The sequence below is a fragment of the Kiloniella majae genome, assembly GCF_002118315.1.
Classification (GTDB): Bacteria; Pseudomonadota; Alphaproteobacteria; order Kiloniellales; family Kiloniellaceae; genus Kiloniella; species Kiloniella majae.
Map to the genome: position 1 here is coordinate 325,766 of NZ_MTSZ01000003.1, position 12,391 is coordinate 338,156.

Genomic DNA, 12,391 nt, shown 5'->3' on the forward strand with positions numbered 1-12,391 from the left:
AGGAAAATAATTGTCGGTTAAATATCAGGGTGGGCACATCCTATTATATCATGGTGTTTTCGAGCACATTCCAACGGGCTTGGAAAGCCGTTTGCATAACGTGAATCCTGTTGAATTTAGGCAACAGATAGCGTGGTTGCGGGATCAATTTGATATAGTTTCTTTGGATGACTTTATTACGGCAAAGAGTAGACGTGGCCTTGCTGCAATTACTTTTGATGATGCTTATGCAGATCTGTTCATCAATACGATACCCTGGCTGATCGAAGAAAAATTGCCATCAACGATATTTCTCAACAGTAATCTGATTGAGGGAGATGTTTTCTGGCGGGATAAAGTCCGGCTTATTCTGTCGAAAGGGCTTGAAGAGGCTTTCTTGAAATATTTTGCGCAAGAAGAATGGGTGCACGAAATAAGGCCAGAGCGCTTTTACAAAGATAGCAAAAAGGTTGATTTGAATAGCAGGGTGGTTGATTTGGCTCTGGATGCTTTCCTTACTCAGAACAATCTGGATTATGCGGTAAGTCAGCTTTCCAAAGTGATCGCAACCGAAGATAATCTGATTGATAACCCTTTAGTAAATTACGGGAATCATAGCGCATCTCATTACGTTTTGGCTTCTTTAGCACCAGATCAACAACGCGAAGAGATTATGTCCTGTCAAGGCTGGCTCAATAAGCTAAAAAATCGAAGCACATCTGCCTTTGCTGCTCCCTTCGGAGGAACAAAAGACATAGATATGAACACGTTTATGTTTGCTAAAGAAGCAGGATGCTCTGCTGTTTTAATGAGTAGACAGGCTGTGAATAGGGCACAGCGAAAAGGTCCTGAGGCAGAGCTACCTGTTTTTGAAAGGTATATGGCACCGCCGACACAGGAAGAATTGATGATGTTGTCCCGGGAATTGGATAGACTTGCTTAAGCCAGTTATCTAAATAGTGATCTATTCGTTGGGCGGAAGCTTTTGTAGTATTTCGTTGGCCACGTCATTAATTTCTTGCCCGCGATCTTTTACATAACGGGCTGCTTTTTGTGCCAGTTTTTGTTGGCGGGACTTGTTGAGTAAGAGTGCTTCCAGTTGTGCTATAATATCCTCCGTCTGTGAGAGTTTTATTATGGCATGCTTGTCGACCATTTCATTGCAGATCTCTTCAAAGTTTTGCATTTCAGGGCCGCAGATGATGGCACAGTTCTGTCTTGCTGGTTCTAAAAGATTTTGCCCGCCTTTCCGTAACAGTGATCCTCCGATAATGACCACAGGCGAGAGGGCGTAAAAAAGCCCCAACTCGCCCAGAGTGTCAGCAAGATAGATGGAGGTGTCTTCTGTTATACGGTTGCCTTCACTTCTCAGGCTAAGGGGGAGGTTTTTCCCCTGAAACTCATTGAGAATTTCAGAGCCACGTTCTGGGTGTCTAGGGGCAATGATGCAAAGAAGATCGGGAATCTTCTCTCTCAGCTTTTCATGCACTTCTGCCAGAAAAACCTCTTCTCCTCTGTGGGTGGAACTGGCAAACCAAACTGGCCGTGTTCCGATCTGTGCTGAAAGCTCTTCGAAATCACCCTGTTTATAGCTTAGAGGAGCAGCAGCAAACTTAAGATTGCTTTGTTTCTTAACGTGCGGCGCGCCAAGCTCATTAAAGCGACGTGCATCTGTCGAGGATTGGGCGAGGATCAAGTCGAACTGATTGAGTAAATCTCCAATAAAAAACGATGCTCTTGCCCAGGATTTTGCAGATTTTTGTGACATGCGCCCGTTGAGAAGTATAAGGGGGATGCCGTGGGCTTTAATTCGAAAAATCATATTTGGCCATAACTCTGATTCAATAATCAAAGCAATATCTGGGCGCCAGTTTCTAAGGAAATTACCTATGGCCAATGGCAAATCAACAGGTACAAATTGGTGAATGGCGTAAGGTGGCAGCCGTTCTTCCATTAACCGTGCCGAGGTTGCGGTTCCTGTTGTTACAAGAAATGTTAAATCAGGTCTCAGGCTATGAAAAGTCTCGAGTAAAGGGAGTATCGAGAGAGATTCTCCAACAGATGCTCCGTGTATCCATACTAATTTGTCTTTGGGTTTTGCTTGGGAAGCATAGCCGAGCTTTTCAGTATAACGAACAGGATGTTCCTTGCCGCGTGTTATACGTTTCTTCAGATGATATTTAACAAGTGGCGTCATGAGGGTCGCAACGGAAGCGTATAAACCCATGGCAATTTTTGTGCGTAATGTTGTCATGCACTTTGCCTTAGTTCAGGTTTAGAAGCTTGAGTTGGGTTTTGATTATCTTCTGCTCATCATAAAGAGCCAAAGCGCGTTCTCTGCTTGCTGTGCCCATAGTTTCGCGTAGCTTAGGGCTATTTACGAGTTTGCAAAGCGCATCAGACAACTTTTCAGGCTCATTTACGGGAACAAGAATACCAGTTTTCCCGTCATCCACCTCTTCTCTAGATCCCCTGATATTTGTTGCAACGACAGGGAGGCCAGTCATCATGGCTTCGATAATTGATCGTGGCATCCCTTCGCGGTGAGAAGGAAGTGTGAAGATATCGGCTGCACGCATGATCTGGTTCACATCATCACGATAACCTAAAAACCGTATGCGCTTTTTTAATTTCTCATCGGTTTTAGCTTGTATCATAGCATCGTCAATGTCAGTAGCGTGATCACTTTCGAGGCGATCCCCCACAATCCACAATGTTGCATTGACCTTCTTCATGGCTTCAATCAGCTCAACATAACCTTTTTCCCGGACCAGACGCCCAACCATTAAAATAACAGTTTCGTCATCCTTTGCCCCCAGTTCTGTTCGGAGTGCTTTTCTGTAGGATTTAGGTGACGCGGGGTAAAATTTATTAACGTCGATACCATTACCAATGGCAACAATTGTTCCATTCTTACAAAGCTTGTGCTTTTTTGCCGTTTCAGCGTCTTCTTCGGCTTGAGTGAACAGGGTGTCTGTAAAACGTCCTGCAAGCCATTCGAGACTGACAAATATGTTTTTCTTCACCGCGGGCATATTTTCATGAAAATAAAAACCATGCGCTGTATAGGCTATGTGGGGCACGCTCGCCGCGCGGGCAGCAAAGCGGGCAATCAAGGATGCTACAGGTGTATGTGTGTGAACCAGGTCAAATTTTTCATCTTTGAAAAAACGGGTCAGATTGCTAAAGGACTTGGTGTGCGAGAAAATATTGAGAGATCTTTCAATCTCGATGGTTTCAACTCTGAAGCCTTCAGCACGAATTTTTTCGACCAACGGGCCGTCGCTGCATACGCCAACAACTTCATGTCCTGCATCCCGCATTCCCTTCATAAGAGGAAGAAGCATGTGGTAAAGCGAGAAATCGACAGCGCAAATTTGGCAGATTTTCATTCGGTTCCTGCTGATTAATTCTGAGAAAACATACCCGGACAGGGGCATCATATAGTTGTCGAGCTTATACGGAAATGCATTAGTAAAATTATTTCCAAAATAGACTGACTGACATACCGACTTATTTGGAGTGGTGCAATGATTGAAAGCGTTAATTCTATGTACTTCTCGTTGTCTCCTTTGCTCAAATAATTGCTATTTGATTTGGCGCTTCCTTTAAAATGACATTTTTAAGGCCTATAAAGAAACTTTAGCGTAATTGCCTTTCCGTGGTCATCAATGATTCTATCGTTTATGATGCCAATCGTTTGTGATTAAAGAGGGGCTCTTGTTATCCTCTTGTAATCTGATGAAATCCTTGCCGAGGTTTCTGAGGGGAGGTTATTCTTTACGTACTGTTATCAGGCAGCTTTTATTGCTTATCCGTTGTTTATTTTAACATCGATTAAGTCTTGACCACAAAATGAACACAAGCCTTGGAAGGTTTGTGTCGATAAGGGATAGTCAGCGTTCGCGCTACGAGACAATTATGCTGGGATGTCATCTAGGAATGAACAGGATCGGGGGATCGCTTCGTTATCCATTTTTCTTTGTAACGATGCTTCTTTTAGCTGGATGTAGTAATTTTCCAGGTAAAGGTGGCTTTTTTACAAGCAAAGATACTGCGAGTGATGCACAGAAGCCTGCTGAACCTCAGATTGCCGCACGCGGTAATGCTGCGCACGAACCGCAGATAGCTTCCGAGCTTGAGGTGCCAAAGCCAAACTGGAAACCGGATGATATACCGGATAGGCCAGAAACAGCAGAAGAGCTGCTGGCTCTGCAATCCGATCAGGATATTTCAGAAAAATCACTGTTGGTTACGCCTGAAATTAGCGAGCTGCTTGGTATGTCGTTTCTTCAGGTTCGGGAGAAATTGGGACAGCCTGTGTGGATCAGGGATGTTTATCCTGCCCGTGTTTGGGGCTATGATATTGAGGCTTGCAGCTTACAGATTTTCTTCTATCCGAAACTTGATCAGGCTGGGGATTATAGGGTGCTGGCTTATGAAAGTGGCCTGAATGGGGATACTGTTTCAAAAGTTACATCGCTTAAGGCCGATGATGAAAAGCTGACGGAAAGTACGTCTCCGTTAAAGCCTGGCGCAATCAGTGATGAGGATCATGCTGTCGTTCAAGCTTGTTTTCAAAAAATAATGGAAGATCCAAAATCTTCAAAAAAGGACGTTCCTGACAGTTTGTTGCCTGATTCATGAGGCAAATTGAGTTGAGCAGGAAATTCTTCAAAGAATTTATGATGTGTGTGACCACTCGAAAGTAATGAATGTGAATGCAGGAGATAGAAAATGATGGCAGCGACGACAGTAGTTGAGACAACAAGTCCGCGCGTTATTTTGGTTGATGATGACGATCTTTTCCGGGAATCTCTTGGACTGAACCTTTCCGAAGAAGGGTTTAACGTTATTGATTTTGATAATGGCTCTGACGTTTTGAGTTATTTACTGAACGAACCCTCTCTTGATCCAATTCTTCTGGATTGGCGTATGCCTGGGCTCGATGGTTTGGCTGTTCTTCGTCGTTTACGTGAAGCGCGTATGAACAACCCCGTTATTTTTCTGACGATGTTGAGTGATGAGATTTACGAAGAAGCTGCCCTTCGCTGGGGAGCTGTTGATTTCATAGATAAATCCAGACGCTTGCCGATTATTTTACAACGATTGCGGCTGATTGCCGAAGGCACAAAAGGCAGTTCTTCTGCTCAATCCGACGAAAAGGATTCCGGCAACCCCTTGTCTTCGCGTATTGGTGATCTTGAGATCCGTGAAGACATTATGCGCGCTTACTGGAAAGGGGAGCAGCTTGACCTGACGCTCACAGAGTTTGCAATTGTCTGCTTCCTTGCCACGGGTATAGGGAATGATGTTAGCTATCGCCAGATATATGATCTTGTCCATGGTAAGGATTTTGTCGCTGGTTACGGCACGGATGGTTACAAAGCCAATGTTCGATCGTTTATAAAGCGCATCCGTAAAAAATTCCGGGAAATTGATGATGGCTTCGAGCACATTGAAAACTATCCCGGATTTGGCTATCGCTGGCGGAATGATGGTCCGTCAGGCACGGCTTAACTTTACCCAAAGGTTAGATCGTGAAGCACCAGAGCGTGATAATAAACGGCAGTGAACAAAAAGTGCGACGGTCGCGGTTGAGCCGGGCCGTACATTCGCTGTTTGCTAAATTTGTTATTATGCTTTTGGTGTTCTTTGCTGTTCCGGCTCTTTTGTATCAAGAGTTTCGTCAGGCTGATCTGGATCGCCAAAATATCGTTTTGACTGCTGTGCGTGAACAGGGACGCCTTATGGCCGAAAGTTTACGGCCAATGCTAGAGAGTGCAGATCCATCTATTCTGCTCGATCTACCCGAAGAGATTGAGCGTATCGCGACCAAGGGCAACGGTATTAAAGTTCTATTTCGTCCTGCTGGCGAAGAAGGTGTGCAGGGCGTATTCTTTGTTGCTTCTGAACCGCGACTTTCTGCGGATGAATTGCGTAAAGAGCGCGAGACACTGGTTGCTCAAGGGGTTTTTGACAACTTGACAGCCAGCTGTTTGATTGAGCGACCTATGGCGATAAGACACCTTAGGCCCAGCGGAATTGAAGAACTTTTGACTTCGATGACGGCAATCAGAACGGATGCAGGATGTTGGGCGGTTATCGCAACGCAATCGGCAGAAGTTTTTCTTGGATCGTCCATTGGGCAGCCTTATTGGAAAACGCTCGAGGTTCAGATTGCAGCTGCAATTTACCTTGGTATGGCGCTTATTCTTACCATTCTTGTTTTTACAGTTTGGCGTGATTTGATGCGTTTTCGGGATCTTGCTCGGGGGATCCGCGAAGGAAGCGTTGATAAAAGTAGTTTTATGATGAGTAACAAAGTTCCGGAACTGGAACCTGTTGCTCATGAATTTGATCGGATGACCCATACCTTAAGGGAATCATCTGATTCAATTCGTCGGGCTGCAGAAGATAATGCGCACGCCTTTAAAACGCCGCTGGCAATTATCAGGCAAGCACTTGAACCATTGAACAAGACGGTAGAAACCGAGAATAAAAGAGGGCGTCGTGCCTTGCAGGTTGTTGAAGAGGCTCTTGATCGTCTGGAAAATCTGGTTTCGACGGCTCGCCATCTTGAACATACTTCTGCCGAACTCCTAAATCCTCCCAGAGAAAATATTGATCTTTCTGCGCTCTTGTTGAGGATGCTCGAGGCTTATAATGTGAGTTTCTCTCAGCAGGGGGTAATTCTACAAAGTTCGATAGATCATGAAATTTCTGTCCTTGCTGGTGAGGATATGCTGGAAACAATTCTTGAGAATATCATTGATAATGCGCTTGAGGTTTCCCCCCGTGGCACGACGGTTACCGTTGATCTAATCAATGGCAAGAAGACAGCCGAGCTGGCTGTTCGTGACCGCGGACCGGGTGTGCCAGAAAGCGAATTAGAACGTATTTTCGAGCGCTACGTTTCTTATCGGCCTAAAAAAGTAGGGCAGGATACTGAGGAAAGTGTCAAACAAAGTGCAGGCGTTGGAGCTTCTAATCACATGGGGATTGGTCTTTGGATTGTTCGCAGGAATGTAGAAGCAATTGGGGGATATGTCCGGGCTGAAAACCGTCAGGATGGTGGACTTTCTATTATTGTTTCTCTTCCGCAAAATGGCGAGTGATTGTCGTTAGGTAACAAATATCTACCCAAACGCTGATTTTATATAAGATTAGATTTCAACGGATTTTATTTCAGTTTTTCTATGACCAATTGATGCCGCAAGGGCAGGATAGTATCTTAGAAGCGTTATGCCGCGTGCGGCCATATAGATCGTCATCGCAAGCCATAGCCCGTGATTTCCCCATATTGGAACAAGAAGCCATGTACTGATTAGAAAAATAATCAGTGACTGTATCATGGCATTTCGCAAATCTGCTGTACGGGTCGTGCCGATGAAAATGCCATCAAACTGAAAGCTTGCAATGCTAATCAGGGGCATAATAATAGGCCAGTAAATATAGCTGGTTGCGGTTGATTTAACACCTGGAATGTCTGTGAATAGATTAACTATAAGTTGTCCGAAAAGATAGAAAAGTGCGACAAACAGGATTGCTGTCAAGAAAGCCATGGCACTACTGGCCTTTACGGCTTCTCTGAATTCTTTGTTGTCGTTTCGTCCCTTTGCGTGCCCTGTGGTTATTTCTGCTGCGTGGGCAAAACCATCCAATCCGTAAGCTGAGAAATAGAGAAAATGCATTAAAACAGCATTGGCGGCGAGAATTTCATCTCCCATACCTGCGCCTAATCGTGTGAAATAGGCAAAAGCAAATATGAGACACAGGGTACGGATAAAGATGTCTCGGTTCACTGTGAACAGGGCAAGAATATGAGTACGCAACCAAACATTCTGCCAATCAATTGTGTTAGTGAAAAAATCAGATTTTTTTAGAATAATCCACAAGCCCACAGCAAAACCAACACCTTCTGCAATTACTGTTGCCAGGGAAACGCCCTCTACACCCCATTCAAATTCTATGACGAAAACCAGATCTAGAAGGATATTCACAGAATTTATTATGATCTGCAAAATGAAGGTGAGTTTAGGTTCGCCCTTGCCGATAAGCCAACCAATGATGACGTAGTTGGACAGGGCAATAGGGGCACTCCATATACGTATGGTACTGTATTGAAATGCGAGCTTCTGTACTTCTGTGCTGCCGTCAATCAATGTTATGCATAGCTGTAACAGGGGGGATTGCAATAGGATGAGTAACAATCCAAACAGCAGTGCGAGTAACATAGGACGCAGGAATGCGGCCTGTTGTTCTGGTATATTTTTTGCGCCAAAAGCTTGGGAGGTGAAACCGACCGTTCCCATTTTCAAAAATCCGAAGCCCCAAAAGAGGAAGCTGAAGATTGTCCCACCCACGGCAACGCCACCAATATAGGCAGGATCTGGTAAATGCCCCACCACAGCAGTATCAACAGCCCCCAGGAGTGGGACTGTTAAGTTGGATAGTATCAGTGGGGTGGCTAAGGCCAGGATATGTTTGTAATGCGCAGGCAGTTTAATCAATAGTTCAGTACTTTGAGCTTAAGGGGATGGAAGATCTAAACTGACTTATATCCCAAGCCCCATGCTTCTCGTACCTTTATTTTTATCCTGTGTAATTTACGAAGCTAAATGCCTTGAAAGGCTTGCGACCAGGACTTGCTGATATTCTGACTTCATACCGCCAAACCAGCGTTGAGAAGATCTGGTCAGTTTGCATAGTATCAAGAGTGTAATCTACGCCTGTATCTGGACCCCCGGCGGGATGTCGCCGCCAGCCGTGATCTTGGAAATTCAGCGGTTTGTTTAAGAAACATTATCGTCTTTAAAGTACTTTTATTTGTCTGATCTACGATGTTTTCATAGTGTGACAATAGCTGTGTTGCAGCCAGTGCAGGGTCGAGTTCATTCGGAAGGCTCAAAACCCAAGCGAGGATAATATCTTCTGGTGGCGTGTTCGTTTCTTCATCCATCATAAGCATTTGATGAATAATGGACTTGGGATCATTTATTGAGTTTGAAGAAACAATCGCAGAAGCGAAAGATAGAGTAGAGGCGTGACTCGTCATAGCATTTTCTCCTCCGGTGCACCCCGCCCGGGTTAATGGTTGATAAATGCGATGGCAGGTCTCCTGGCTCGTGGATCATAAATATCTATCCTTCCTTCCCAGCCCATTATCTGGCCAGTGGGTCACAAGATGATATCTCATCACTTACAGTTGCGGGGGCAGCTTTGGAGTTAGTCATATGGAAATACGCCACAAGACTTCACCAAATTCCCTTTTCATCCCACAGGGGGAACCTCGCGATTTAAACTCAAGCTACTTTAGAAAAAGGGGATGTGTCAATTGTTTCAATTCGATGTTTCTATCAGGCTTGTTTTCAGCAGAATTCTAGGGCCGGATTCTAGGACTGTACGTCAAATTTCTCAAAAAGAATCCTTGTGGCAATCGAACGCCCAGTTGCCCGAGGAGAGGTAACCTGTACTTTTGATGAGCTTGGCGTAATTGTTTTCTGTGTGACCTCAGAAGGTACGTCTGTTGCGGGGGAAGCTTTTTTCCGTGAGCTAGACTTTGGAAGGTTTACACCTAAAGCAGATGTTGTGCTTGTTGTTTTAAGGTGAGAAACCGCAACGCCCCCTGGATTTCTTGCTTGCTTTTGGGTTTTAGCCTGCTGTTTTGCGATCTTATCTTTTGCTCTTTTCTCTAGGGCCGCGAGACGAAGCTCTTTGTTGATGCGGTGTTTTTCATCACGCCAAGCGGTCAAGACTTTACGACGATAAGGGGTGCTGTATTTTTGATTGTAGGAATGGTACCTGCCGACTGCTGACGTCCAGGAGGGGGACTTGCCACGTAACTCAACAAGGAACTTGGCGGCATAAGCAACATTTTTATGGGGATCAAAAGCGTCGTTTAATGATTTGAATGCTTTGGAATGATGATACAAATTAACCTGCATGCAGCCGACGTCGATGTTTTTCACGCCTTTTGCCTTGAGGTTCTTTACTTCGGCAATTGCAGCATGTTTCGTCGGCAAATATCGTCCTTTTCCTTCTGCCATGACTGTCCATGGCCACGCCACTCTGCTTCCCTTTTCCTTATCCCATTTGCCTGATTCAACTAGTGAGATTGCTCTTAGAAGATGAAGGGGAATTTTTTTCTGGATTTCCGTTTCCGTAATAATATCTGCACAGATATCACTATTGCTTTTTGCACTAAGGGATTGAGCAAAAGCATTAACTGATGTCAGAACACCAACAGCGAGCACAAGCGATTTTAACAGATTGCGTGGCATGATCTTTTACTCCTTTCCCTGGTGCATCTGAAGGATTTGATGAATAACCTACGTTGTAGGGTTCTTCATCGGTTTAACTTCCTAGTCAGTTTGAATTGGCAACATGCGCGGTAAAATCTCCCAACGTTCATCTGGAAATTTGCGTGTTACACGGTTGATAAATTTCCCAACATTTTCTTCTTTCATCGCCAAGATTTTAACTGGCTCTTGATTTTTGCGAATTAGAAAATCCTGACGTCTTTCATGATCGAACATTTTCTCCTCCAGTTTCCATTACTCTTGAAATTATAATAAGCAATTTTAAGGCCAGTTTTTGCAGGGAATAGAGGTAGAGCTATATTTCAAGTTTTTCTAAAGAGAGTGCAGATATAGTAATTTATGTGATGTGCGCTTGAGGCGGGTGATGTTTTATTTATTTATCAATGTATTAAGGGGAGACGTACAAAGATAAAGTGCTATGGATGAAGACATGCCCTCTGAGTACATTTATTTACGTGGCGGCTTTAGATTTTTTTGTGCGGGAATGTGATGACGCCTGCCCAGAAGGTCAAACGGCAAAAAATACCCAACTTGAGTACTTTGGAATAGGGGGAGATTTTTACCGTAATGTCGTCACAGGAAGCAATGTGGTTTTCAGTAATCAAGTGCCGTTGCTTCGATGGAGCCGACGGCAAAAATGATATCATCCATTAATGAGGCAATATCATCAAAATCTGGACGGCGTTCAATTTTATCTTCATCCATATAAAGGGTGCGGGATATTTCAATCTGAAGGCAATTTATTCCCAAGGCTGGTTCGCCATAATGCTGAGTTATAAAGCCGCCGGGATAAGGATTGTTATTGAGAACGCGGTATGAATTCTGTTCCAGAATATCTTCGACTGTTTTTGTGACAGCTCTTGAACAGGCCTTGCCAAAGCGATCCCCAAGAACAAAATGGACTGATGAAGATCTTGAGCTTATGTCGTTAGCTTGTGTCGTAAGTTTGGGCATCGAATGACAATCAATCATAATGCAATAACCAAACTTGCGTTTCGTGGTGTCGACAAGCTGACGAAGCACTTGATGGTAAGGCCAATAAAATCGCTCTATACGGTCTTTTGCTTCGGCAAAAGTCAGCTTGTCTTTGTAAATCTGTGTTTCGCTTGTAACATTACGGGCAATAGTTCCCAAGCCTACGGCAACACGGGGGGAATTTGTATTCACATAGCTGGGGAGCTCATCTTCAAACATGTGGGGATCAAGTTCAAAGGGTTCTCTGTTGGCATCAACGAAAGCACGCGGAAAGAGGGCACAGAGTAAGGGGGCCCCTAATTTTGGCGCATTTTGAAAAAGCTCATCAACAAAAGAATCTTCTGACCTACGTAAATTGTGGCTGTCTAACTTTGAGCCTTTGATAAATGATTCAGGATAGTTGTTACCACTGTGGGGTGAAGACAGGACGACGGGTAATGTGTGCTGCTCGGGTAAGTGCAATCTGTAAGATTCTGTCTCCCTGACAGCACCTTGCTTGAAGTCTGTAGATGCATTTTGGTGCGTTGTTGAAATATGTTCAGCCATCTCATTAAGATCGTAAGTCATGATGTGATCGTCAATAGCCCAATAAATGAAATGGATTCTGATTTGTTTATATGTGGTGTGGCTATCATATCGCTCTTTTGATTACGGGCAGTGATTTGTTGTATAAGCTTAAATCTATTCTTGATGCTATGGTAACGGAGTGTCGAGAGTTTTTTTGAACTTTGTTTGGTTGATGTACCGTTTTTGATGGCTGACATTCTTCTTGCAGAAGATGATGATAATCTACGCTATTACTTGTGCCGTGCGCTGGAACGGGCCGGACACAATGTGATCTCTGCTGCGAATGGCCTAGAGGCTGAAGAAACACTGTCTTTTCATCGGTTTGATTTGGTGCTTACTGATGTGGTCATGCCGGAAAAAGGCGGTGTTGAGTTGGCTAAGATTGCCCGTTTTCACCAGCCGGATATCAAAGTGATGTTCATTACCGGTTTTTCAGGAATCCTGATGGAGGAGACCGATCCTTCTTTTAAAGGCGAGAAGGTTTTGTCAAAACCATTTCATCTAAGGGATTTAATTACTGAGGTTAATAAAGTACTTTTGTAGCAGAA

12 protein-coding genes and 1 riboswitch are annotated in these 12,391 nt (G+C 44.2%); of the genes, 5 read left to right on the forward strand and 7 right to left on the reverse strand.

Annotation, left to right across the window (positions count from 1 at the left end):
• The first annotated feature begins 10 nt into the window (after window positions 1–10).
• Entirely contained in the window at window positions 11–922 is a 912-nt protein-coding gene (locus BKB51_RS11085; protein WP_085901156.1) for a polysaccharide deacetylase family protein, read from the forward strand.
• A 21-nt stretch (window positions 923–943) separates the two neighbouring features.
• Here the strand turns inward: BKB51_RS11085 and BKB51_RS11090 are convergent, their stop codons facing one another.
• Complete coding sequence (locus BKB51_RS11090; protein WP_085901157.1) at window positions 944–2,233, reverse strand: 3-deoxy-D-manno-octulosonic acid transferase; 1,290 nt, start codon at window positions 2,231–2,233, stop codon at window positions 944–946.
• Between the two features lie 10 nt (window positions 2,234–2,243).
• On the reverse strand, window positions 2,244–3,371 hold the full coding sequence (locus tag BKB51_RS11095; RefSeq protein ID WP_085901158.1) for a glycosyltransferase family 4 protein: 1,128 nt from the start codon (window positions 3,369–3,371) through the stop codon (window positions 2,244–2,246).
• Between the two features lie 550 nt (window positions 3,372–3,921).
• Between BKB51_RS11095 and BKB51_RS11100 the strand changes: the two genes are divergently transcribed.
• The 3 genes from BKB51_RS11100 to BKB51_RS11110 all read left to right on the forward strand — a co-directional run bounded on the left by BKB51_RS11100 (window position 3,922) and on the right by BKB51_RS11110 (window position 7,097).
• Window positions 3,922–4,626, forward strand: a complete 705-nt coding sequence (locus BKB51_RS11100; protein WP_085901159.1) for a hypothetical protein — start codon at window positions 3,922–3,924, stop codon at window positions 4,624–4,626.
• A gap of 90 nt (window positions 4,627–4,716) precedes the next feature.
• Window positions 4,717–5,499: a response regulator transcription factor gene (locus BKB51_RS11105; protein ID WP_245813266.1), complete on the forward strand. Its 783-nt coding sequence runs from the start codon at window positions 4,717–4,719 to the stop codon at window positions 5,497–5,499.
• A 20-nt stretch (window positions 5,500–5,519) separates the two neighbouring features.
• Window positions 5,520–7,097: a sensor histidine kinase gene (locus tag BKB51_RS11110; RefSeq protein WP_125911826.1), complete on the forward strand. Its 1,578-nt coding sequence runs from the start codon at window positions 5,520–5,522 to the stop codon at window positions 7,095–7,097.
• A 48-nt stretch (window positions 7,098–7,145) separates the two neighbouring features.
• Here the strand turns inward: BKB51_RS11110 and BKB51_RS11115 are convergent, their stop codons facing one another.
• From BKB51_RS11115 to BKB51_RS11130, 5 genes are all read right to left on the reverse strand, one after another.
• Window positions 7,146–8,492: an MATE family efflux transporter gene (locus BKB51_RS11115; protein WP_245813267.1), complete on the reverse strand. Its 1,347-nt coding sequence runs from the start codon at window positions 8,490–8,492 to the stop codon at window positions 7,146–7,148.
• A gap of 200 nt (window positions 8,493–8,692) precedes the next feature.
• Window positions 8,693–9,037 (reverse strand): hypothetical protein, encoded by a 345-nt coding sequence (locus tag BKB51_RS11120; protein WP_085901161.1) that lies wholly within the window; start codon window positions 9,035–9,037, stop codon window positions 8,693–8,695.
• Between the two features lie 36 nt (window positions 9,038–9,073).
• A riboswitch (cobalamin riboswitch) is annotated at window positions 9,074–9,288 on the reverse strand.
• 86 nt (window positions 9,289–9,374) lie between these two features.
• Entirely contained in the window at window positions 9,375–10,262 is an 888-nt protein-coding gene (locus BKB51_RS11125) for a transglycosylase SLT domain-containing protein (RefSeq protein ID WP_085901162.1), read from the reverse strand.
• 81 nt (window positions 10,263–10,343) lie between these two features.
• Window positions 10,344–10,517: a hypothetical protein gene (locus BKB51_RS20750; RefSeq protein ID WP_158090211.1), complete on the reverse strand. Its 174-nt coding sequence runs from the start codon at window positions 10,515–10,517 to the stop codon at window positions 10,344–10,346.
• 378 nt (window positions 10,518–10,895) lie between these two features.
• A complete protein-coding gene (locus BKB51_RS11130; RefSeq protein WP_085901163.1) occupies window positions 10,896–11,843 on the reverse strand; it encodes an N-formylglutamate amidohydrolase in 948 nt (315 codons plus the stop codon).
• Window positions 11,844–12,029: 186 nt separating this feature from the next.
• Here BKB51_RS11130 and BKB51_RS11135 point away from each other — a divergent pair, with 186 nt between their 5' ends.
• Window positions 12,030–12,386, forward strand: coding sequence for a response regulator (locus BKB51_RS11135; RefSeq protein WP_085901480.1), 357 nt, complete (start codon window positions 12,030–12,032; stop codon window positions 12,384–12,386).
• Window positions 12,387–12,391 lie beyond the last annotated feature (5 nt).